This is a genomic window from Neorhizobium sp. R1-B, assembly GCF_004368875.1.
Classification (GTDB): Bacteria; Pseudomonadota; Alphaproteobacteria; order Rhizobiales; family Rhizobiaceae; genus Neorhizobium; species Neorhizobium huautlense.
Map to the genome: position 1 here is coordinate 56,755 of NZ_SOEM01000007.1, position 22,199 is coordinate 78,953.

Genomic DNA, 22,199 nt, shown 5'->3' on the forward strand with positions numbered 1-22,199 from the left:
AACTACTCCAGGACTTTTGCATCATGGCCGACGGCACGAAGGACGCGACATCCTCCAACCAGATGTGGGGCGGGCGCTTCGCCTCCGGGCCGGACGCGATCATGGAGGAGATAAATGCCTCGATCGGTTTCGACAAGAAGCTCTATGCCCAGGATATCCGCGGCTCTATAGCGCATGCGACCATGCTGGCTGAGAAAGGCATCATTTCGGGCGAAGATAAAGACAAGATCTTGTCTGGACTGAACACGATCATGTCAGAGATCGAAAGCGGGCAGTTCCAATTCTCAAGACAGCTCGAAGACATCCACATGAATATCGAGGCGCGGCTGGCGACCCTGATCGGACCAGCCGCTGGACGCCTGCATACCGCCCGCTCCCGCAACGATCAGGTGGCGCTCGACTTCCGTCTCTGGGTCAAGGAAGAGCTCGCAAAGGCCGAGCGCATGCTGACCGACCTGATCGCCGCCTTCCTTGATCGTGCCGAAGAGCATGCCGACACGGTGATGCCGGGCTTCACGCATCTCCAGACCGCCCAGCCGGTCACCTTCGGTCATCATTGCATGGCCTATGTGGAAATGTTCGGCCGTGACCGCGCCCGCGTGCGGCACGCCATCGACCACCTCGACGAAAGCCCGATCGGCGCCGCGGCTCTGGCAGGAACCCCCTACCCGATCGACCGCCACATGACGGCAACGGCGCTCGGGTTCCGCGAGCCGACCCGCAACTCGATCGACACCGTCTCCGACCGCGATTTCGCGCTGGAATTCCTCTCCGTCGCGGCAATCTGTGCCGTTCACCTGTCGCGTCTCGCCGAAGAGATCGTCATCTGGTCGACGCCGCAATTCGGCTTCGTGCGCCTGTCGGACGCCTTTTCGACCGGCTCCTCAATCATGCCGCAGAAGAAGAACCCGGATGCGGCCGAACTGGTTCGCGCCAAGACCGGCCGCATCAATGGCTCGCTGGTGGCGCTCTTGACCGTCATGAAGGGCCTGCCGCTCGCCTATTCCAAGGACATGCAGGAAGACAAGGAACAGGTCTTCGACGCTGCCGAAAACCTGGAACTGGCGATTGCGGCCATGACCGGCATGGTCCGCGACATGACAGTCCGCGCCGACAAGATGCGGGCCGCGGCCGGTGCAGGCTATTCCACCGCGACCGACCTTGCCGACTGGCTGGTTCGCGAAGTCGGCCTGCCTTTCCGCGACGCTCATCACGTGACCGGCCGCGCGGTGGCATTGGCCGAAAGCAAGAGTTGCGATCTCTCCGAGCTTTCACTCGCTGAACTCCAGGAGATCAACGCCGCCATCACCGACAAGGTTTTCAACGTACTTTCGGTCGACGCCTCGGTCGCCAGCCGCACAAGTTTCGGCGGCACGGCACCTTCGGAAGTCAGGAAACAGATCGCCTGGTGGCGCGGCAGAAACTGAAGACGAATTGTTCCCGGAAATGACTGCACAAGGGTGCGGAACTTCGCTATGAAGGATCCGCAGCAGTGCCGGATATAGGTGTGAGAATGTCGAAATCCCTGGTAAACATCGCCCGCATCACTTTTGTGCTGAGCCTCGCCGGCATCGTTGCCGTCGGCTGCGGCCGCAAGGGCGATCTCGACCGTCCGGGCACGCCGGTGGAGCAGCAGAACATCCGAAAGCCGGGCAAACCGGGCGAACGAAAACCCGAGCCTGTCGCCGATAAGCCCTTCGTTCTGGACCCGCTTCTGTAATTCGAGCACCGACGTGAACCATTTTCATTACATCGACGGCGTGCTGCACGCCGAAAACGTGCCGATCCCGGAAATCGCCAAGGTCGTCGGGACGCCGTTCTACGTCTATTCGACGGCAACGCTCGAGCGCCATTACAAGGTCTTCTCCCAGGCTTTCGCCGATGTGGATGCGATGGTCTGTTATGCCATGAAGGCCAATTCCAACCAGGCGGTGCTCAAGACCCTCGGTCGGCTGGGCGCCGGCGTCGACGTGGTCTCCGGCGGCGAATTGCGCCGGGCGCTGGCCGCCGGCATCCCGGCAGGCCGCATCATGTTCTCCGGTGTCGGCAAGACCGCGCATGAAATGGACCTGGCACTTGAGGCCGGTATCTACTGCTTCAACGTCGAATCCGAGCCGGAACTGGAGGTGCTCAACCTCCGCGCCCGGAAGATGGGTAAGAAAGCGCACGTTTCCTTCCGCATCAATCCCGACGTCGACGCCGGCACCCACGCAAAGATTTCGACCGGCAAGAAGGAGAACAAGTTCGGCATCTCCTATGAACGCGCCCGCGATGTTTATGCCCATGCAGCCACGCTTGATGGTATCGAGGTGACCGGCATCGACATGCATATCGGCAGCCAGATCACCGAGCTGCAGCCCTTCGAGGATGCATTCAGGCTGCTGCGCGAGCTTGTCGATGCGCTTCGCTCCGACGGCCACCGCATCGACCACGTCGATATCGGCGGCGGGCTGGGTATTCCCTACAAAGACGACAACAACCCGCCGCCGCTGCCCGACGCCTATGCCGAAACGGTGAAGCGCCAGCTCCGCTCGCTCGAATGCAGGATCGTCACGGAGCCCGGCCGTCTAATCGTCGGCAATGCAGGCATCCTGGTAACGGAGGTCATCTACGTCAAGGAGAGCGGAGAGAAGAGCTTCGTCATCGTCGACGGCGCGATGAACGACCTCATCCGCCCGACGCTCTACGACGCCTATCACATGATCCGCCCGGTCGTTGTGCCCGCGACCGATGCACCGCGGATCAAGGCCGACGTGGTCGGCCCGGTCTGCGAGACGGGCGATTATCTGGCGCTCGAGCGCGAGATGGCGGCGCCGAAGCCGGGCGACCTTATCGCCGTCGCTTCGGCCGGTGCATACGGCGCCGTCCAGGCGGGCACCTACAATACCCGGCTGCTCGTGCCGGAGGTGTTGGTCAAGGGCAGCGATTTCCATATCGTGCGTCCGCGCGGCAGCTACGAGGATCTGATCGGTCTCGATTCCGTGCCAGCATGGCTTGCCTGAGCCCCTGACGCGCCGTTCACTTTTGCGGGAAAGCCCCGAAAATATGGGGGCGAAAAGCCCCTCGCCCTCGTCTTCGCCACAAAGACTGTTATCTTGAGGCTTGATTTGCGCCGCCACGACTGGAGACGGACCGCATGAGCCTTATCCGCAAAGGTGCCTTCGAGTCGCATCCCGAGCTTGCGCGTCGCGTCGCGCTGAAACGGTCGTTTGCGCGGATCGTCCTGTTTTTCGAGCGGATTTTGCCACTTCTGCTGGCCCCCTTGGGCATCGTGGCTCTATTTCTTTCGGCCGCGTGGTTCAGCATTTTCCGCATAGCGCCTGATTGGCTGCGGTGGGTGTTGGTCGGCGGCTTTGCCCTAACCTTTGTATATTCCCTTCTGCCCTTCGGCCGATTGCGCTGGCCGGCAGCCGAGGATGCCGATCGGCTGCTCGAAGACCGCAACAACCTTCCTCACCAGCCGGTCGCCGTGCAGGAAGACGAACCGGCCTTCGAAACGCCCTTCGCCCGTGCTCTGTGGAAGGAGCACCAGCTCCGCATGGCCAAACGCATCGCCGAACTCGATGCCGGCCTACCGCAGCCGGACATCGCCAGACATGATCGGCTGGCCCTGCGCGCAATCCCGGCGCTCGTCGTCGCAATCGCGCTTGGTTATTCGTTTTCGAACGGCGGTGGCTCGCCCGTTGATGCCTTCCGCCCGGCACCGCCTGCCCCCAGCATCAATCCGGACCTGCGCATCGACGCATGGCTGACGCCGCCGTCCTATACGGGCCGCGCTCCGGTTTTCCTGACCGGCCAACAGGCGATGGCCAAAGCAGTCACCGTATCCATACCCGAGAATTCTGCGCTCACGGTTCGCGTGACCGGTGGCGAAGGGGGCGAAGCCGTGGTCTTCGCACCGAAAACCGGTGAAGACCCGGTCACTTTGATTACCGAGGAAGCCAAGAAAGCCGCGGAAAAGGCGGCGCAGCAGCCTGCGCAGACCGCGGCACAGACAGCTGAGAGACCTCAGACTGCAGCACCGCAGCAGGCCGACCAGCCGCTGCCGCCCCGCACATATACGCTCAATGTCGCCGAAAGCGGCAGCCTTACGGTAAACGGCCAGACCTGGGCCTTCGATGTCGTTCCCGACCGGGCGCCGGAAATCGCCTTCGATGGCCAGCCGCGGCGCTCCGTTAACGGCGCGCTTGAAATCGGCTTCACCGGCAAGGATGACTACGGCATCCGCGAAGCGCATGCCTTGATCGAGCCCGTCGAGGATCGCGATCCAGGCGCCACTCCGCTTTATCCGCCGCCGGAATACCGGCTCGACATGCCGCGCCAGAACGGCCGGGAGGTTAAGGGCCTCACGAGCCGCAATCTCGTCGAACACCCGCTGGCCGGCAAGCGCGTAAAGATCACGCTGGTCGCCAAGGATGGCGCCGGTCAGACCGGGCACAGCCCCTCCCACGAGATGGTGCTGCCATCCCGCGGCTTCTCCGAACTGCTTGCGGCGGCTGTTGCGGAGGAGCGTCAGGTCTTTGCGCTCGACACCCGCCAGATGCCGCGCGCGATCACGCTCAACGAAGCCTTGGCGATCCGTCCCGACGAGACCATACCAAAGCTCGGCCACTTCCTGCTGATCCGCTCGGCGCTCGAGCGCATGAAGCTTTCGCGCACCAACGAGCAGCTTAAGGACACGGCCGACTATCTCTGGGAAATCGCACTCGGCATCGAGGACGGCGATCTTTCGCTTGCCGAGCGGCGTTTGCGGGATGCGCAGCGCAATCTGGCAGAAGCTCTGGAAAACAAGGCTTCCGACCAGGAGATTGCGCGGCTGATGCAGGAACTGCGCGAAGCCATGCAACAGTTCATGAACGAACTGGCGCAGCGGATGCAGAACGCCCCGCAGGCGCCCAACAACATGCAGGCCCAGAATGTCATTCGCCAACGTGACCTGCAGAACATGATGGACCAGATCGAAAATCTCGCCCGGTCCGGCAACCGCGACGCGGCACAGCAGATGCTCAACGAGCTGCAGCGCATGATGAACAACCTCCAGGCCGGGCGGATGCAGCGCGGCCAGCAGGGACAGCAGCAGAACAGCCAGATGCGCCAGCAGATCGACAAGCTTGGCGAGATCATGCAGGAACAGCAACGGCTGATGGATCAGACCTTCAAGCTGGACCAGGCGCTGCGGGACCGCATGCAGCGCGGCGATCCGAATGAACGGCCCTATGAACAGAACCAGCAGGGTCAGCGGCAGCAGGGCCAGCAGCAGCAAGGCCAGCAGCAGCAGGGTCAACAAGGACAACAGGGCCAGCAGAACACCGACCAGATGACCGCCGAACAGCTTCGCGAGGCATTGAAGAACCTACGCGCCCAGCAGGAAGGTCTCGGCAAGAAGCTCGAAGAGCTGCAGAAAGGCCTGAAGGAACTCGGCATGCAGCCTGGCCAGGGTTTTGGAGATGCGCAGCGCGAAATGGGCAATGCCGGCAAGGCGCTCGGCGAAGGCCAGGGCGAACAGGCCGTGGAAGGCCAGGGCAATGCGCTCAGCGCGCTGCGTCAGGGCGCGCAGAACATGATGCAGCAGATGATGCAGGCCATGCAGCAGCAGGGTCAAGGCCAGGGTCAGGGCCGCGAAGGCCCCGGCGAGGGAATGGCCAACCAGGGGGGGCAGAACGGCCGTGACCCGCTCGGCCGGCCCCGCGCCACATCAGGGCCTGACTTCGGTGAGCAGGTGAAGGTGCCCGATGAAATCGACGTGCAGCGGGCACGGGAAATCCTCGAAACCATCCGTGAAAAACTCGGCAATGCGCTGTCAGGCGAGGCCGAGCGGCAATATCTGGAGCGTCTCCTGGATATCCGCTGATCGATGATCGATCAGGCGGCGCGTGGGTTTTCCTCCGAGAGAGCCATGGCAACCGCCCTGCGGATGTCCGGAAGCGCGAATGGCTTCTGCACCACGTCGACAATCTTGGTTGCGAGGTCGTCGGCGCGTTCACGCTGCTCGGCATAACCTGTCATCAGCAGGATCTTGAGCCCCGGAAACTGTTCGGAAGCCTGGTGGGCCAGTTCGATGCCGTCCATGACCGGCATGCGGATATCGGAAAGAAGCAGATCGAACGGGCCCTGGGCGAGCTTTTCGAGGCCTTCTGCGCCGTCGCCGGCCTCGTGCGTCTCATGGCCGTCCAGGCGGAGCGCGCGTGCAACGAAGCTGCGAAGCGAATCCTCATCCTCGGTAATCAGGATTTTTGCCATAGCGATCATCGCTCCCTGTCTGTTTCATATCGGGAGCAAATCATCAGAGTTTTCTTGTCGAGGAGTAAACGCCGGCCCTTGCGAGGCCGGCATGGTTAACACCTTGACACCGGCGGTCAGGCGTCTCCGGTGACGACGCCGACGAAGGGAAGCTCGCGGAAGGCATAGGCCACGTCCATGCCATAACCGACGACGAAGTAATCCGGGCATTCAAAACCGACATAGTCCGCCTCGAGCTGCTCCTTGCGCTTAACGTGCTTGTCGAGCAGCACGGCGACCGAAACATGGCGTGCACCGCGCTCGTAAAGGATTTCCTTTGCGAATTTCAGCGTACGGCCGGATTCCAGGATATCGTCGATCAGGAGAACGTCGCGATCCTTCACGTCGCTGTCGATATCCTTGACGATGCGCACGCCCTGCGAAACGGTTCCGGTACCGTAGCTCGAAAGCGTGATGAACTCGACCTCCGGCGCAAGGCCGGTATCATGCAGTGCGCGCAACAAGTCGGCGGCAAAGATGAATGAGCCCTTGAGGATGGCGATGACGAGCAGATCCTTGGTCGGACCGGCGGCAATGTCCGCTGCCATCGCCCGGTTGCGTTCGGCTATCTGCTCTGCGGTAAAAAGCGGCTCAATGACCTTGCCGCGCACGACGGGCATGAGGTTCTCCTGCGTGTCCGTAAAAATGTGCGATAGCACAGTCGACAACAGAAGAGAAAGGCTTAGGCGCCCTTGCCCGCGAGGGAAAGCCGCAAGTCCGGCAGTTTTCCACCGGGATGGGGCACCCGTGCGGAGAACCCGCGGCTGCGGCCGCCGGCAATGGCAAAGGACGGCGGCGAAATCAGCGTACTCGCAATAACCTCCTGGCCGGACAACAGATCGGCGCGGATGGACGGCATGGCAACGCTGCCGCCACTACGGTTCTCGACGATACCGTTGATCAGCAGCACGCGCATGCCGTTGGCATCCTGAGGTGTCATCGTCACATGCGTTATGTCCAGCGAAGTTCCCGCTTCCGCCGCGGCCGAACCGCTGAAGAGAAACGAGAACCCGCCTGTAAAACTGAAGACCGCAACGAAGACGGCCGCAACCACCGCGGCGAAGAAATCGGCAGAAAGCCGCATCAGGGCACGCTCGCCGCTCGCGACGATCCGCTCGATGAATGCCGGCTCCTCCGAACGGGAGAAAGTACGCGCATGATGGTTGTCGTTGTGGGAGCGTGGCTTTGCCGCGCGTCGGGCAGCATTGCCGACGGTGACGAACTGGGCGTCGACCACCTCGCCGCGCGGATGAGCCACACGCCCATTCCGGCCGATCGGCTCCGGCGGCAGGATGTCCATTCGGATGACGGTTTTGCCCTGCTGGCTGCGAAACGTGCTCATTGGGGGCCTCTTCGGCCCGTTATCCCCGGTGTTGAGGACGGCGGGCATTGAAACGAATCCCGCTCAGTCGTAAATTCAAATGGTTAATGCTTCGCAAATGCGGCCCGAAATTAGCCCTTTTCCGCGCGCGATTTACCGTTCGTTTACTCGGATCGTTAAAGAGATAACGGCACCGGAAAGTCTTGAAGAGTAAGGACTGGTCATCCGTTGATCCATTTCGAAAATGTCGGCCTGCGCTACGGGATGGGCCCGGAGATCCTCCGCGATATGACCTTCGATATCCCGAAGCGATCGTTCCAGTTCCTGACGGGACCGTCGGGGGCCGGAAAGACGACGCTGTTGCGCCTGCTCTTCATGTCGCTGCACCCGACGCGCGGCATCATTCGCATGTTCGACCGTGACCTGTCTCAGATTCCCCGCAACGAGCTCCCGATGCTGCGCAGGCGCGTCGGCATCGTCTTCCAAGATTTCCGGCTGCTCGATCATCTCACGACTTACGAGAACGTCGCGCTGCCGCTGCGCGTGCGCGGCAAGGAGGAAAGCTCCTACCGCAACGATGTCATCGAACTCCTGAAATGGGTTGGGCTCGGCGAACGTATCAATGTGCTGCCGCCCGTGCTCTCCGGTGGCGAGAAACAGCGCGCCGCGATCGCCCGCGCTTTGATGGACCGCCCAGAAATCCTTCTCGCCGACGAACCAACCGGCAATGTCGACCCGCCGATGGCGCGGCGGCTCCTCAACCTGTTCCTGGAACTCAACCGGCTCGGCACCGCCGTGGTGATCGCCACCCACGATCTGGCCCTGATGGACCAGGTGGATGCGCGTCGGATGATCCTCACCGAAGGGCGGCTTGACCTTTATGAATGAGCTGAGCCGCCCGGAAGCGGCACGCGCCGCAAAAAGCAAAAAACGTGCGACCGAGCAGCAGGCGCCGCAGCCGTCCCAGCAGCCACCGCGGCGTGCCGAAATGCGCGTCAGGCCCACCGCACCAATCCTTCCGCCATCCAACATCCAGGGCAATGCGCTGATGGTGGTGATCGCCATCATGGCCTTCCTTGCCTGCCTGACGCTCGGCGCGGTGAGCATGGTAAGGGCCACGGCGGCCAGCTGGCAGAGCCAGATTTCCCGCGAAATCACCATCCAGATCAAGCCGGAAGAAGGGCTGGACATGGATGCGGCACTTAGGAAGGCCAGGGATCTGGCGCTTACCTTCGTCGGTACCCGCGAAGGCACGATCATGGACGACAGCGCCACCGCACGCCTTCTGGAACCATGGCTTGGAGCGGGCCTTAACCTCGACGACCTGCCCGTGCCGCGCCTCGTGATCATTACCATCGACGAGCAAAATCCGCCGGACTTCGCAGCCATGCGGGATCTTCTGAAGACGGAGATACCCCAGGCGTTTCTGGACGACCACAGGACCTGGGTGGATCGGCTGGTTTCCATGGCTCATACGACAGTGTTGATCGGGACCGGCGTTCTGGTGCTCGTCTTTACCGCCATGATCCTCACGGTGATCTTCGCCACACGCGGAGCGCTTTCCGGCAACCGCCATATCGTCGAGGTGCTGCATTTCGTCGGCGCGGAAAGCTCCTTCGTGGCGAGCGAATTCCAGAAGCACTTCTTGAAGATCAGCATCAAGGGTTCGGCGGCGGGCGGCGCGCTGGCGGCGGCCCTTTTCGCGCTCGCCAACATCTGGCAGGCGAACTCGCTGGCCACCCCGGAGAGCGACCAGGCGATGGCGCTGTTCGGCACTTTCACCATCGGCGTGACCGGCTATGTCGGCATCTTCGCAACGATGATCGTCATCGCGCTGCTGACGACGCTGACGGCTCGGTTTACGGTCATGCGCACGATCGACGAGATCGATCTGATTCGTTCCGACCCGGCTCGTTCCGACGGGTTGCCCGCTTCTTGAAGCCGCCATCGTCCCCCTATAGTGTGGCCCTGTTCTCGCCACGAATCTCCGGCTATGGACAGTGATGACACCGGCCCAAATGACACCCGACGATGGAGCAGGCCGCAAGCCGCGGCGTCTGACCCGCGGCCTGTTTTCACGCCAGGGCCGGCTGCGCTGGCTTGCCCGCCGCGTCATCATGTCCTGCGTGTTCTTGGTGGGCCTGCTTTTCGGGGGCTTCCTCTGGTTTGCCGATTCGGTGACCTCGCTCAGGACGCCAGACGGCGTCAAAGCCGACGCCATCGTTGTGCTCACCGGCGGCTATCTTCGCGTCGAACAGGCGCTCGGCCTGCTGCGCGACGGCGCCGGCCAGCGCCTGCTGATCTCGGGCGCGCATCCCTCCACGACGCCCAATCAGATACGCAAGGTCACGCAGGCATCGCCAGACCTTTTCTCCTGCTGCGTCGACATCGGCTATGATGCGATCGACACGATCGGCAACGCCAACGAGATCACCCGCTGGATCCATGATCACGGCTACAAATCGGTCCTGGTCGTCACCAACAACTATCACATGCTGCGCAGCCTTCATGAACTGCGCCGCGCCGACCCGGTGACGGAATTCATTGCTTATCCCGTGATCAACTCGGACCTCACCCGCAAAGCCTGGTTTACCGAGCCGGACGTGGTGCGCACCATGCTGTCCGAATATGGCAAGGTGGTCCTGTCAACGATGCGTGACTGGATCGGCATCGAGCGCGGAACAGGCCTTCGCACCGAAGACGCACCCAAAACCGCGGGCAGCCCGAAACCCTGAAAAGCCGCTGCACCCGGCCGTCGGCACAATGCGCTTTTTTCCAGAACCGATCTCGTGTAGGCAACGTGCGTCCAGAAGGAAGTCGTCTTTATGCTGCTTTTGCGTTCGGTTCTTTTCAACACCGCCTTTTACGTAAACATCATCGTAAGAATGATCGTGCTGAGCCCGATCTACTTCCTGTTGCCGCGCAAGGCCGCCTATCGTATTCCTAAAGCCTGGGCCCGGTCCAACAACTGGCTGATGGCGAAGATCGTCGGCGCGACCTTCGAAATCGAGGGCATGGAAAACATTCCCGAAGGGGGCTGCATCTTTGCCCCGAAGCACCAGTCGGCCTGGGACACGTTTGCGCTGCTGCCCTACCAGCGCGACCCGGTCTATATCCTCAAGCGGGAGCTGATGTGGATCCCGCTGTTTGGCTGGTACGTGGCGAAACAGAAGATGATCCCGGTCAATCGCGGCGCCCGCGGCAAGGTCATGGTAGATGTCATGGTCCGCACCAAGGAAGAGATGGAGGCCGGCCGCCAGCTGATTATCTATCCGGAAGGAACGCGGCGCGCACCGGGCGCGGAGCCGCAATACCGCTACGGCATTGCCCGCATCTATCGCGACATCCAGGTTCCGGTCGTACCGGTGATCGCCCATTGGGGCCTCTTCTGGGGCCGCCGCAAGCTCGTGAAATATCCGGGCCGTTTCAAGGTACGCATCCTGCCGCCAATCACGCCCGGCATGGATCCCGATGCCTTCTATGCAAAGCTTATCGAAACGATGGAGCGGGAAAGCGACAAGCTGCTGATCGAGACCGTCGAGGCCAACCCGCATCTGCCGCTGCCGCCGACAGCGGCGAAGCGGCTTGCCGAACTGAGGTCTCAAACGGCCGCTTGAAGCCCGGCCGCAATGGAGGCGCCGACACCTTCAAGCCAAAGGTCCCGGATGCCCATCTGCTTGAGATGGTCGAGCGTGTTGAAGACATAAGCATCGTTTGGACCCGACTGGCCGACGGAATGCCGGACGATTTTAGCAGCATGATCGATGCTGAGCGCGCCGGCATACTGGACATGCTCGCGATCCACGATATAGCCGACGGCTTTCACCTGCCGCTGGTCTGAAAGCGAAATCGGCAGGATCCTTTCCTTGTAGACATTGGTGACGAGCTCACGCCGGCGAAGATAATCCAGCACATCGGCGCGATCGTTGTCGTTGACCCGAAAAGCCACGCCCCGGCATGAACCGCCGCGATCAAGACCGAGCACGAGACCAGGTTTTTCGGGTGTGCCGCGATGCACATGGGACCAGACGCAAAGGGAACGACGAAAGCCGAAAGCGCGTGCATCGGCTCGCTCCTCGAACGCAAAACCCGGATTCCACATGAGAGAACCGTAGCCAAACACCCAAAATTCGTCCATATCCCGCGCCACACCAAATCAACCGAAGCGTTCTGCACCAAATTTCCAGCACCATTGGAGAACATCATGGCAGCGTCAAGCCGATCCGGCGTCAGCGGAAAATTGTGGCTACTCGCCTGCAGTGTGGTGGTGGCGATCGCCCTCTACACCGCCGGCTGGTTCTATGCCGCCTCGGTGCTCAAGGAGCAGACCCTGGCCCTCCTCGGCAGCCAGCGCAACAAGGGTATTGCCGCCGAATGCAGTGAAGCCGACTACCGGGGCTATCCTTTCCGAATCGGACTGTTCTGCTCCAAGGTTTCGGTCGACGATCAGGTGAACGGGATTTCGGCCAATTTCGGCGCGCTGCGCTCCGCCGCCCAGGTCTACAATCCCGGGCATATCGTCTGGGAGCTCGATTCGCCCGTCGAAATTCGCACCGGCCATGGCCTTTCGGTGTCAACAAACTGGGAAAACTTCCAATCGAGTCTCGTAACCAAACTTCGGGGCGTGGAACGCGCCTCGACGGTGATCGAGAACTCCAGGACCAGCGTCGTCTCTTCCGCGACCGGCCAGGCCGTCGATATCAGTGCGGCGCATACGGAGATCCATCTGCGCCAGAACGGCAGCGATCTCGATGCGGCGATCACCCTGGAAAACACCGACACGACGATCAAGGACATGCCGCAAATCCTGCCGAGCCTGTCTGCGAATGCCGATGTGACGCTGGTCGGCCGCGCCGGCATGATCGACGGCAGCGACGCGAACGGGCTCGTGCTCTACGAGACCGAAGGAGAATTGCGCAGCTTCTCCGCCGATCTCGGTCAAGGACGGGTGATCACGGTTTCCGGCCCGTTTTCATTCGATGGAGACGGATACCTGTCGGGCAAGCTGAAATTCCGGATCGAGCAGGTCGACGGATGGCGCAATAGCCTCACAGAGGCCTTCCCTGACATAGCACCGATGCTCGATACCGCCGCCAACATGCTCTCCGCGCTCGGCGGGGGTCGCAGCGCCTCGCTGGACCTGACCATCAAACGGGGCAAGGTCTTTGCCGGCGGCTTTATCCAGATCGGCGAAATTCCGCCGATCTGAACTGGCTATTTCTTCTGGTCGAGCGCGTGGCGACCGAAATCCGGCGCGTCCACATCCTGACCGGCCTGGACGATGGAACGGCGAATGGCGCGGGTGCGGGTGAAGAGCTCGAACAGCTTGTCACCCTCTCCCCAGCGAATGGCCCGCTGCAGATAGGCAAGGTCCTCCGAAAACCGCGCCAGCATTTCCAGGATCGCGTCCTTGTTGTGCAGGCAGACGTCGCGCCACATGGTGGGATCGGATGCCGCCAGACGCGTAAAATCGCGGAAGCCGGAGGCGGAATATTTGATCACTTCCGATTCGGTGACCGTCTCGAGATCGTCTGCCGTCCCGACGATGTTGTAGGCGATGATATGCGGCAGGTGCGAGACGATCGCCAGCACCTTGTCGTGATGCTGCGCATCCATCTCGTCGATCAGCGAGCCAAGCGCCATCCAAAACGACTTGAGCCGGTCGAGCGCCGCCTGGTCCGTTCCCGGCAATGGCGTAAAGATGCACCAGCGATCACGAAACAGACCGGTAAAACCCGCATCCGGGCCGGATTTTTCCGTTCCGGCGAGCGGATGGCCGGGGATGAAATGCACGTTCTCCGGTATGTGCGGCGCCATCTGTGCAATGACGGAGGCCTTGGTCGAACCCACATCCGTGACGATGGCGCCCGGTTTGAGATTGGCGGCAATCTGCTTTGCAACCTCTTCCGACGCGCCGACCGGCACGGAAACGATCACCAGGTCGGCATCCCGGACCGCTTCCGCCGCAGACGCCGTATAACGGTTGCCAAGCTTCAATTCCTCGGCCCGCCGCAACGTCTCGCCGCTTCGGCTTGATATGACCACCTCGCCTGCCAGGCCCAGTTCCCGGACATCACGTGCGATCGACGATCCAATGAGGCCGATGCCGATCAGGGCGATCCGGTCGAAATGCACAGTCATGCGCTCTTGCCTTGCCCTTGGCCCATGAATTCGCCAAGCGTTTCGATAACGCCGCGATTGGCTTCTTCCGAACCGACAGTCATGCGCAGCGCGTTCGGGAAACCATATCCTTTCACCGCGCGGAGAATGTAGCCGCGGCTCGTCAGGAAGGCGTCTGCGTCGGTTGCACGCTTGCCGTCGATATCGGGGAAATGGATCAGCACGAAATTGGCGACGGATGGCGTCACCCTCAGGCCAAGCGCCTCGAAGGCGTGCGTGAGCTTGTCGAGCCACAACTGATTGTGTTCGACGGCCTGTTCTACGAAGGCCTGGTCGCGGATCGCGGCCGCACCGGCGGCAATCGCCGGCGCATTCATGTTGAACGGGCCGCGAACGCGGTTCAGCGCGTCGAGAATGCCGGCAGGACCGTACATCCAGCCGATACGGAGCGCGGCAAGGCCATAGACCTTCGAAAAAGTGCGGGTCATCACGACGTTGCGGTTGGACGAAACCAGTTCCAGGCCCGCTTCGTAATCGTTTTTCCGCACATATTCGGCATAGGCTGCGTCGAGCACGAGGATGACGTGCTTTGGCAGACCGGCATGCAGGCGCCGGATATCGGCGACGGGAACATAGGTCCCGGTTGGATTGCCAGGATTGGCAATGAAGACCATCTTCGTCTTCGGCGTCACCGCCGCAAGGATGGCATCGACATCGACAGTGCCTTCCTTTTCCTTGACGGTCACAGGAGTGGCACCGGCGCCCATGATCTGGATCTTGTAGACCAGGAAACCGTGCTCGGTGATGATCGCCTCATCGCCCGCGGCGAGATAGACGTGGCAGAGCAGGCCGAGCAATTCGTCCGAACCATTGCCGCACATGATGTTGGCGACATTCAAGCCATGCACCGAGGCAATCGCCTCGCGCAGCGCCAGTGCCTGACCATCAGGATAAAGCTCGAGATGGCTTGCGGCCTGCTTGAACGCCTCGATCGCCTTCGGGCTCGGCCCGAGAGGAGTCTCGTTGGAGGACAGCTTGAAGACCCGCGCCACGCCCGGAGCATGTTCCTTGCCGGGCACATAGGCGGCGATATCCAGAATGCCTGGACGAGGAACGGGCTCATTGGTGACGATGTTCATCGGATCGACCTCTTCGGAATGCCTTACGCGGCGGGTGATCCAGTGGCATTAAAGCCGAAAACGGCCTTTGTCGAGAGAGGCCGGTTTCTGCCACCCATTCGATTTCTTGATGCCCGGTTGTCGGAAATGCCCGCCGGCCATACGTCTTCCACAAAGACCAAAACCTCAAGGAGCAAAAACATGAGCGTTGGAGATCATGACGATATCAGAGTGCTGTTGGACGATTGGGCCCAGGCCCTGCGTGACAAGGATGCCGATGCGATCATCGCCTGCGAATCCCCCAACATCCGCGCATTCTCGCTTGCTGCGCCTCTGGAAACGATCGGGAACGACAGAGCCGGTTTGCAGGCATGGTTGGACACCTGGGAAGGTGGACTGGAGTTTGAGATCCGGAATACCGATCTGCGCGTCGGAGGCGACATTGCATGGTGCAGCGCGCTTGCGCGCCTCGCCGGCAGGAAGATCGGCACGGGAGAAAGCGGCCTCTGGTTTCGCCTGACCGTGGCCTTCGCGCGCGAGGACGGCCGCTGGAAGATTGCTCATACGCACGAGTCCGTACCCTTCGCGATGGAGGGGCAACCGCTTGCGCTTTTGGACCTTAAGCCGTGAAGCCCAAGGCACGCCTTAACACGTTCTGGTCGTCGGTACGCCCTGCGGCGCCAGCACCGGAACGAAAACACGGCGGGAGGCGCGCGCTGCGACCGGCAGTCCCTGATAGAGACGTTTCTGAGCCTCCAGCACGATGACCCCGGAGAAGACCGGCCAGAAGCGCCGGCCCAGGCGCTCAAACACGTGACGAAGCCTCAGCACGGTCGCGATCTTGGACGGCGGAAAGAACAGTGCCTCGGCGCTCGCTCCCGGCGTAAAATTCGCCTCGCGCAGCAGCGAGGTAAGCTGCCCCCTCGAATAGGGCCTGCCCGATCCGAACGGGGTGTGCTCCATGCGCGCCCAGACGCCGCGCCGGTTTGGGACGACGATGACGAGCCGCCCCCCCGGCGCCAACACCCGCCAGACTTCCTTCAGCGTCTCCCGCGGATTTTCCGCAAACTCCAGCGAATGCACCATAAGAACGCGGTCGATCGATGAATCGGGCAAAGGCAGTTCTTCGTCAAAGACCAGCGCCGTCGAGGACAGTTCTCCGACCGGCCAGTTCACCGCGCCCTGCCCCGCCGGCATGAAAGCGAAAGTCCGCTCCGTATCGGCGCGGAAGCGATCGAGATAGGGAACCGCGTAACCGAGGCCGACCAGCCGCTCCTCCGGGAGACGCGCCCAAAGCGAAGCGAGCGCCATCACGATCGACTGTTCGGCGAAGCGACCGAGGGGCGAGTGATAGAATTCACGGAGATCGACGATGTCGACGGACAAAATGCTGGCCTATGACGGTTGGACTTCGGTTGCGCAGTCTCTACATTGTTCCGCAAAGAGATTTGAGCAATAGGGGCAATGTATGAAACCACTGGAACTCGAAGTTTTTTCATGCCGAAGCGATAATTACGGCGTTCTGGTTCACGATCCGGAAAGCGGTCTCATGGCTTCGATCGACGCGCCCGAGGAAAAACCCATTCTCGACGCCGCCGCCCGCCGCGGCTGGAAAATCACCCACATCTTCACGACCCATCACCACACCGACCATGTGGAAGCGAATCTGGCGTTGAAAGAAAGATTTGGGCTTGAGATCATCGGCCCTTTCAACGAGGCGGTCGCAATCCCGGGCCTCGACAAGACGATGGCGGACGGCGACGAATTTCTCTTCGGCGAGCATCTGGTGCGTGTCTTTGAAACACCGGGACATACGGCCGGCCACATCTGCTATCATTTTCCCGACGACAAGATCCTCTTTGCGGCCGACACGCTCTTTGCGCTCGGCTGCGGCAGGCTGTTGGAACGCCCCGCTGCCGATATGTGGCATTCGCTTCAGAAGCTTGCCGTCCTGCCCGACGAGACTGCCATCTACTTCGGCCATGAATATACGCTCACCAACGCCAAGTTCGCCTTGACCATCGATCCCGACAACCCACGCCTGCGCACCCGGGCCAGGGAGATCGAAGAACTGAGGGCCGCCGGCAAATTCACGATCCCGACAATGATGGGCCTGGAGAAGGAAACCAATCCCTTCCTGCGGGCTGCCGATCCGGCCATCCGCAGAAACCTGCTGATGGAAGGAAAGAGCAACGAGGAGGTCTTTGCCGAAATCCGCAAGCGGAAGGATAATTTCTAGGTGGGTGCCGCGGAGATCATCGAAGCGCTCGGCATGCGGGAGCATCCGGAGGGCGGCTGGTATGTGGAGACCTTCCGCGATTCAGACGGCGGTGCTCGCGGCCATTCGACGGCGATCTACTATCTGCTGCAGGCGGGCGAACGGTCCCATTGGCACCGGGTGCGGGATGCCGCCGAGATCTGGCACTTTTATGCTGGAGATCCGCTGCTGCTGCGGATTTCAGATGGAACGAGCATACGGTCGGTAACGCTGGGCATCGATCTGGGCAAAGGCGAACGGCCGCAGGCAGTCGTGCCGGCGGATGCGTGGCAGGCGGCCGAGCCGCTCGGCAGCTTTACGCTCGTCGGCTGCACCGTCGCGCCCGGCTTCGAATTTTCGAGCTTCGAGATGGCCGAACCCGGCTGGGAGCCGGGCTGATATGAGGCCTTGGTTCAGAAAATGGGCAACCCGGTAAAGGCCAGAGTGTAAACCAATTGGGCTGTGTAATAGGTGGCCCAGATAAAGCCTTTCAGCCTCTTCGTGACCGGATCGTGCGGCTTCAGCAGGAACCTCTGAATTGCAAGCCCTGCGTCCGACAGGACGAAAAGCGCTGCTCCAACAGAGGGAAGGACTGGCTTCAGCGAAAGCGCGGAGAGCGCCATCGCGACAATCGCCGCGGCGTAGACCATGACAGGTACTGCGAGAGGCCCGGCAGGCCGCCAAAGCAGGAGAAGCATCATGGCCGCGAGAACAACGAAGAACCAGGCCGCTGCGTAACGCCAAGCGCTATCGGTGATCAGCGAAGGTTCGATCGAGGGCCAGAAGAGCACGACTAAGGCGAGATGCGAGACAAGGAAGGCAGCCAGGCCGGCAAGGAAAGGCGATCGCCCGTCATAGGCGAGGCAGGCGTCGCCGAGGGCCGCCAGAGCAAGTGCGGCCACGAGAAGCAGCGGCCCGCCGGCTGACAAGGCATAAACCGCCAGCAGTGCGACCGGAAACATCTTCAGTACAGCGCGAAACTGGCCAGCCGGCTTCTCCAGCCAACGGAAATAGAAAAGTGCGGACGCCACGGACGCGGCTAGCACCCCAGATAAAAAGATGAACATTTCTCCCCCCAACGCCCCCGGACTTCCGGGGACGCCTATTCAGCAATAGCTTCTCCAACCGGCTTCGGCCGCAGCATATCGCGCGCCGCCAGCACCGCTCCGCCCGTGATCAGCAGGCAGGCAACCACGATGCGCCAGTCGGGTTCCGCAAACCCGGACGCGACGAGGATCAGCGTCGACAGAAGCGGCGCCGCATAACTCGCCGCTCCGATGATCTGGATGTCGCCGTTCTTGACACCGTAATCCCAAGCATAGAAAGCCGCGCCAACCGGCAGAAGCCCAAGGCCGACGACCGCCGCCCACTCGCCGGTACTGGCGGGCCAGACCGTCGTCTCGATTGCCAGATGGCAGATCAGCGACAGCGCGGACGTCGCGAGGCAGAAGCCGGTCACCACATCCGTCGATACCCGATCGAACCGCCGCGTCAACAGCGAGTAACCGGACCAGGTAAAGGCGCAGAGGAACGCAGCGCCATAACCGAGGGTATAGGCCCCATCGAAGGAGAGGCCATTGCGGGAAACGATGGTGATCGTACCGAGAAGCCCGGAAATTGCGCCGACCAGATGATACCAGCGCAATTTCTCGCCCGGCAGCAAAGCCGAGCCGACGACGATGAAAAGCGGCCAGAGGTAGGCGATCAGACCAGCCTCGACGGCGGGAGCATTCCTGAGTGCGGTAAAGTAGAGAAAGTGATAGCCGAAGAGGCCGCCGATCCCTGTAATCCAGACCTTCGGCGATTGCCTGAGCAGCCGGATACGCTGCGGGCGAAAGATGAAGAGGACGATGCCGGGCAGGCTGCCGATGGCGAAGGTGACGGCAGAAAGCTGGAAAGGCGGCATCTTGCCGGATGCAGCCGTCATCAGGGCAAGAAGCGACCACATCAGGATCGCCGCGAAGCCGATCAGTGTTCCCCGGATTTTCACTCCTGCCCCCTCGACGCCGCCGGGCGTCACCTCAGCCGCCGTATTTCACAGCGGTCACGTAGACTTGCCCCATCCTCGTCGGGATGCGGGCATAGACGGGAGCATATACATTTGCGGACTGTGCCTTGGCAAACCAGATTTCCATCGGCGTCTTCTTCAGATATTCGATATCGCTGCGGCCGCGCCGGAAACCGGATTTGGGCACATAACGGATCGAACAGACGATTGCCTCACCGTCGAACCCTTTGGTCGAAAATGGTTTGGTGCCCTTCGGCGTCAAAACGAGATCCATGCGCGACTCGCCGTCATAGATCGGCAGTCGGCTCGGGCAGACCGTGGCACTGGCCGGAAAGATGAGACCGCTCAGTGGATCGAGCACGGATCTAAGATCGTTATCCGTCACCGGGATCCAGTTTTTCGGGTTGCGTTTCGGCTCCGGCTTGACCGTAGTTTCGGTTACGTCGCCATTGCGATATTCCACGTCATAGACGCGGGTGCGCTTGCCGGCGCTGTAGACCAGATTGTAACGGTCCGCCTGCAGCTTGTCGTCCAGCATGCGTCCGTTCACGCTGGTCTCGGCGGAAATTCGGCTGATGATATCGACGATTCCCGCCGACTTGAAAGTGCCAGTGATCCGGTAGGCGCTCTCATCGAATTCGCTGGCAAAGGAAGCCCTGGCAATCGGCAGAATGCCGAGCTTGATGTCGTATTCGCTGACATGCCGGATCTCGGCCGAGCCGAGCGAGGCGGTTCCAAAGCCGAAAATGAGTATGGATGCACTGAAACGGCCTAGAAGGATCATGATTTGCCCTGAACGACGGGGACGCCGAAAGCGCCGTCCCGCGAACATATAGACTGGCCATAATGGCAAGAAAATAGCCGCCTTATGCGAGCGCCTATGGAATCTCTTGCGCACGGGGCAAGGTTTTGGCTTGACTGGACGGGGCTCACTGACTATAGAACCGCAACTTTCCAATCAGGACCAGTTGGATCGGCGCGCCGGGCATTGTCCGGAAGTACCATCCGATTGCAGAAGAACAAAGGTGTATCCATGTCTCGTGTGTGCGAACTGACCGGCAAGGGCGTTCAGACCGGCAACAACGTAAGCCACGCCAACAACAAGACCCGCCGCCGGTTCCTGCCGAACCTTTGCCAGGTCACGTTGATCTCCGACGCTCTCGGCCAGCGCTTCCGCCTGCGTGTTTCTGCGCATGCCCTGCGTTCGGTCGAACATCGCGGCGGCCTTGACGCCTTCCTGCTCAAGTCCGACGAAACCGAACTGTCGATGCGCGCTCGTCTGCTGCGCCGGCAGATCGCCAAGAAGACTGCCGAAGCCGCTTAATAGCTTCGCCATTTCATCATCCGGCTTGAGGAAGGCTTGAACGGCTAGCACCGTACAAGCCTTTTCTCTTGCCTTCATATCCCTCCAACTGGTGGCATCACCCAGGATAAAAAAAATGCTGAGCTCCCGCTACACCTTTATCTATGCCCTGCTTATGGCGGCCGTTGTCGTCGCCTCCAATTTCCTCGTCCAGTTCCCTGTCATGGGGACGCTGTGGGGCATCGCACTTGGCGATCTCCTCACCTGGGGCGCCTTCATCTATCCCGTCGCATTCCTTGTGACCGATCTGGCCAACCGGCAATTCGGTGCGGGCGTTGCCCGCCGTGTGGTTCTCGTGGGCTTCGTCGTCGGCGTGACGCTTTCCTTTGTCGCGGCCCCTTCGCGGATCGCCGTCGCATCGGGCACCGCCTTTCTGATTGGCCAACTTCTTGACATCTCGGTCTTCAACCAACTCCGCCGGCAGACCTGGTGGCGTGCGCCGCTGGCCGGCTCCCTCCTCGGCTCCGCACTCGATACCCTGCTTTTCTTCTCGCTGGCCTTCGCTCCGATCTTCGCCTTCATCGGCCCGAACGAGGATTTTGCAATCTCCTCGGCTCCGATCCTCGGCGTCTTCGCAGCCGAAGCTCCGCGGTGGATTTCCTGGGCGCTCGGCGATCTCGTCGTCAAGATCCTGGTCGGAGTGGTGCTGCTGCTCCCCTATGGCGCGTTGATGAACGTGCTGAAGCCGATGCCGCAGGTCGCAGCCGCTCGCTAAGCGCAGAGATTCCGGCTGATCTCACTGGTCCAGCCGGAATTCCAGCATCACGTTGCGCTGCAGGATGTTGCCGTTGTCGTCGGACACGAGGATAAGGTGCGGCTTGCCCTCCGCCCCCAGGATCACGTCGAGCCCTTCCATGTTGTCGATCGCATAGCCCATATCGGCCTCGATGAGCACCTCGCCGTCGACTACGGCGCCCGGACGAATGGTTTCTGCCTTGATCCGCCGGATGCGCATGCCGAGACCGCCGAGGTAACTGAAGCGGCGCTCGAGCAGCAGGAAATCGCCGTCGGGAAGGAAGGCGCCGTCGGTCGCGTCGTAGGGGTCGTGACGGACGACCTTGAAGACGCCCTTCAGCGGCCCTTCCAGGATTGCTGCGAAAAGGTTGCCCTCGTCATCGAGGCTGTGCTCCGTCACGACGATCAGCGAGCCCTTGAGAGCGCCGGCCTCCGGCGATGCCGCCACGGTTTCCATGCCGGCATTCATCCGGAATTCGCGGCGCGGGATGAGATTGTCGAGCGTCGTCCGCGGCCCGGATTGTTCGAAGCCGGGATCCGGGTAGACATCGATGCGATGCAGCTGTTCGAAACCGACGACCGCCTGCCCTTTCCGAAGGGCTAGCCCCTCGGCATCCGAATTGTATTTGGAGCCGGCACGATCGCCGCGGATGAGGATCGGGTTGATCGAAAGCTCCACCAGCCCGGAAAGTCGGCCTGCTGCATCGCGCTCGATCCGGCCGCTCAGCCATTCCCCCGTGTCGAGGACGGACACGAAGCTGCTTCCATCCGGGCGAAACCGGATGGCCGACAAGGATTGCAGCCGCCCATCCGACGACGAGAACTGAATGCCCCCGAGGAACTCCAAAGCACCGAACCGGGTCTCCTTCGACCCCGCCTTGAACTGGGTGATCGCCCGAGCGGTAATCGACACGGTTTGGGTTGCCGGCGCAACCGGCGACGCCAGAACGCCAAAAATGCCGAGGCAAAGGGTGAAGCGCGCAAGCTTCAAAGGATAC

25 protein-coding genes are annotated in these 22,199 nt (G+C 61.4%); 14 read left to right on the top strand and 11 right to left on the bottom strand.

The window, feature by feature from the left end; all coding sequences use genetic code 11:
• Positions 1 to 23 precede the first annotated feature (23 nt).
• The 4 genes from argH (at position 24) to EDE05_RS12280 (ending at position 5,851) form a co-directional block, all read left to right on the top strand.
• Positions 24 to 1,427: an argininosuccinate lyase gene (argH, locus tag EDE05_RS12265; protein ID WP_105372677.1), complete on the top strand. Its 1,404-nt coding sequence runs from the start codon at positions 24 to 26 to the stop codon at positions 1,425 to 1,427.
• A gap of 86 nt (positions 1,428 to 1,513) precedes the next feature.
• On the top strand, positions 1,514 to 1,720 hold the full coding sequence (locus EDE05_RS12270; RefSeq protein ID WP_105372678.1) for a hypothetical protein: 207 nt from the start codon (positions 1,514 to 1,516) through the stop codon (positions 1,718 to 1,720).
• A 13-nt stretch (positions 1,721 to 1,733) separates the two neighbouring features.
• Positions 1,734 to 3,002 carry a diaminopimelate decarboxylase gene (lysA, locus tag EDE05_RS12275; protein WP_105372679.1) on the top strand — a complete coding sequence of 423 codons (1,269 nt, stop codon included), beginning with the start codon at positions 1,734 to 1,736 and terminating at the stop codon, positions 3,000 to 3,002.
• Between the two features lie 134 nt (positions 3,003 to 3,136).
• Positions 3,137 to 5,851, top strand: coding sequence for a TIGR02302 family protein (locus EDE05_RS12280; protein WP_105372680.1), 2,715 nt, complete (start codon positions 3,137 to 3,139; stop codon positions 5,849 to 5,851).
• 11 nt (positions 5,852 to 5,862) lie between these two features.
• On the opposite strand, the gene EDE05_RS12285 is transcribed toward EDE05_RS12280, so the two are convergent.
• The 3 genes from EDE05_RS12285 to EDE05_RS12295 all read right to left on the bottom strand — a co-directional run bounded on the left by EDE05_RS12285 (position 5,863) and on the right by EDE05_RS12295 (position 7,621).
• A complete protein-coding gene (locus EDE05_RS12285; RefSeq protein ID WP_105372772.1) occupies positions 5,863 to 6,240 on the bottom strand; it encodes a response regulator in 378 nt (125 codons plus the stop codon).
• 116 nt (positions 6,241 to 6,356) lie between these two features.
• A complete protein-coding gene (gene hpt, locus EDE05_RS12290) occupies positions 6,357 to 6,899 on the bottom strand; it encodes a hypoxanthine phosphoribosyltransferase (protein ID WP_105372681.1) in 543 nt (180 codons plus the stop codon).
• 62 nt (positions 6,900 to 6,961) lie between these two features.
• Positions 6,962 to 7,621 carry a hypothetical protein gene (locus tag EDE05_RS12295; RefSeq protein ID WP_208325209.1) on the bottom strand — a complete coding sequence of 220 codons (660 nt, stop codon included), beginning with the start codon at positions 7,619 to 7,621 and terminating at the stop codon, positions 6,962 to 6,964.
• A 207-nt stretch (positions 7,622 to 7,828) separates the two neighbouring features.
• On the opposite strand from EDE05_RS12295, the gene ftsE reads away from it, so the two are divergent.
• The 4 genes from ftsE (at position 7,829) to EDE05_RS12315 (ending at position 11,217) form a co-directional block, all read left to right on the top strand.
• Positions 7,829 to 8,488, top strand: coding sequence for a cell division ATP-binding protein FtsE (gene ftsE, locus EDE05_RS12300; protein WP_105372682.1), 660 nt, complete (start codon positions 7,829 to 7,831; stop codon positions 8,486 to 8,488).
• A 100-nt stretch (positions 8,489 to 8,588) separates the two neighbouring features.
• A complete protein-coding gene (locus EDE05_RS12305; protein WP_162712178.1) occupies positions 8,589 to 9,539 on the top strand; it encodes an ABC transporter permease in 951 nt (316 codons plus the stop codon).
• Positions 9,540 to 9,603: 64 nt separating this feature from the next.
• Entirely contained in the window at positions 9,604 to 10,335 is a 732-nt protein-coding gene (locus EDE05_RS12310) for a YdcF family protein (protein ID WP_105372684.1), read from the top strand.
• A gap of 90 nt (positions 10,336 to 10,425) precedes the next feature.
• Positions 10,426 to 11,217, top strand: coding sequence for a 1-acyl-sn-glycerol-3-phosphate acyltransferase (locus tag EDE05_RS12315; RefSeq protein ID WP_105372685.1), 792 nt, complete (start codon positions 10,426 to 10,428; stop codon positions 11,215 to 11,217).
• On the opposite strand, the gene EDE05_RS12320 is transcribed toward EDE05_RS12315, so the two are convergent.
• Positions 11,202 to 11,750 (bottom strand): gamma-glutamylcyclotransferase, encoded by a 549-nt coding sequence (locus EDE05_RS12320; RefSeq protein WP_105372686.1) that lies wholly within the window; start codon positions 11,748 to 11,750, stop codon positions 11,202 to 11,204. The genes EDE05_RS12315 and EDE05_RS12320 overlap by 16 nt on opposite strands.
• 54 nt (positions 11,751 to 11,804) lie before the next feature.
• On the opposite strand from EDE05_RS12320, the gene EDE05_RS12325 reads away from it, so the two are divergent.
• Complete coding sequence (locus EDE05_RS12325) at positions 11,805 to 12,809, top strand: DUF2125 domain-containing protein (protein ID WP_105372687.1); 1,005 nt, start codon at positions 11,805 to 11,807, stop codon at positions 12,807 to 12,809.
• Between the two features lie 5 nt (positions 12,810 to 12,814).
• Here the strand turns inward: EDE05_RS12325 and EDE05_RS12330 are convergent, their stop codons facing one another.
• Positions 12,815 to 13,741 (bottom strand): prephenate/arogenate dehydrogenase family protein, encoded by a 927-nt coding sequence (locus tag EDE05_RS12330; protein WP_105372688.1) that lies wholly within the window; start codon positions 13,739 to 13,741, stop codon positions 12,815 to 12,817.
• A complete protein-coding gene (hisC, locus tag EDE05_RS12335) occupies positions 13,738 to 14,859 on the bottom strand; it encodes a histidinol-phosphate transaminase (protein WP_132410908.1) in 1,122 nt (373 codons plus the stop codon). Before hisC ends, EDE05_RS12330 begins: the two co-directional genes overlap by 4 nt.
• A 180-nt stretch (positions 14,860 to 15,039) precedes the next feature.
• Here hisC and EDE05_RS26805 point away from each other — a divergent pair, with 180 nt between their 5' ends.
• Positions 15,040 to 15,468 carry a nuclear transport factor 2 family protein gene (locus tag EDE05_RS26805; RefSeq protein ID WP_157949049.1) on the top strand — a complete coding sequence of 143 codons (429 nt, stop codon included), beginning with the start codon at positions 15,040 to 15,042 and terminating at the stop codon, positions 15,466 to 15,468.
• 15 nt (positions 15,469 to 15,483) lie between these two features.
• Here EDE05_RS26805 and EDE05_RS12345 read toward each other — a convergent pair whose 3' ends face one another.
• A complete protein-coding gene (locus tag EDE05_RS12345; RefSeq protein ID WP_105372690.1) occupies positions 15,484 to 16,224 on the bottom strand; it encodes a class I SAM-dependent methyltransferase in 741 nt (246 codons plus the stop codon).
• 82 nt (positions 16,225 to 16,306) lie between these two features.
• Between EDE05_RS12345 and gloB the strand changes: the two genes are divergently transcribed.
• Both gloB and EDE05_RS12355 read left to right on the top strand, forming a co-directional pair.
• Entirely contained in the window at positions 16,307 to 17,077 is a 771-nt protein-coding gene (gene gloB, locus EDE05_RS12350; protein WP_134101238.1) for a hydroxyacylglutathione hydrolase, read from the top strand.
• A complete protein-coding gene (locus tag EDE05_RS12355) occupies positions 17,078 to 17,494 on the top strand; it encodes a cupin domain-containing protein (RefSeq protein WP_105372692.1) in 417 nt (138 codons plus the stop codon).
• A gap of 14 nt (positions 17,495 to 17,508) precedes the next feature.
• Here the strand turns inward: EDE05_RS12355 and EDE05_RS12360 are convergent, their stop codons facing one another.
• From EDE05_RS12360 to EDE05_RS12370, 3 genes are read right to left on the bottom strand one after another with little or no spacing between them, the layout of a single operon-like run.
• Positions 17,509 to 18,162 (bottom strand): lysoplasmalogenase family protein, encoded by a 654-nt coding sequence (locus tag EDE05_RS12360; protein WP_132410904.1) that lies wholly within the window; start codon positions 18,160 to 18,162, stop codon positions 17,509 to 17,511.
• 35 nt (positions 18,163 to 18,197) lie between these two features.
• Entirely contained in the window at positions 18,198 to 19,085 is an 888-nt protein-coding gene (locus tag EDE05_RS12365) for an EamA family transporter (protein WP_105372775.1), read from the bottom strand.
• 31 nt (positions 19,086 to 19,116) lie between these two features.
• Positions 19,117 to 19,887, bottom strand: coding sequence for a DUF3108 domain-containing protein (locus EDE05_RS12370; RefSeq protein WP_105372694.1), 771 nt, complete (start codon positions 19,885 to 19,887; stop codon positions 19,117 to 19,119).
• Positions 19,888 to 20,136: 249 nt separating this feature from the next.
• On the opposite strand from EDE05_RS12370, the gene rpmB reads away from it, so the two are divergent.
• The gene (gene rpmB, locus EDE05_RS12375; protein ID WP_105372695.1) at positions 20,137 to 20,427 is read left to right on the top strand and encodes a 50S ribosomal protein L28; all 291 of its coding nucleotides are present in this window, start codon (positions 20,137 to 20,139) and stop codon (positions 20,425 to 20,427) included.
• 115 nt (positions 20,428 to 20,542) lie between these two features.
• Positions 20,543 to 21,181 (top strand): VUT family protein, encoded by a 639-nt coding sequence (locus EDE05_RS12380; protein ID WP_132410902.1) that lies wholly within the window; start codon positions 20,543 to 20,545, stop codon positions 21,179 to 21,181.
• A gap of 21 nt (positions 21,182 to 21,202) precedes the next feature.
• Here the strand turns inward: EDE05_RS12380 and EDE05_RS12385 are convergent, their stop codons facing one another.
• Positions 21,203 to 22,192 carry an esterase-like activity of phytase family protein gene (locus EDE05_RS12385; RefSeq protein ID WP_105372697.1) on the bottom strand — a complete coding sequence of 330 codons (990 nt, stop codon included), beginning with the start codon at positions 22,190 to 22,192 and terminating at the stop codon, positions 21,203 to 21,205.
• Positions 22,193 to 22,199 lie beyond the last annotated feature (7 nt).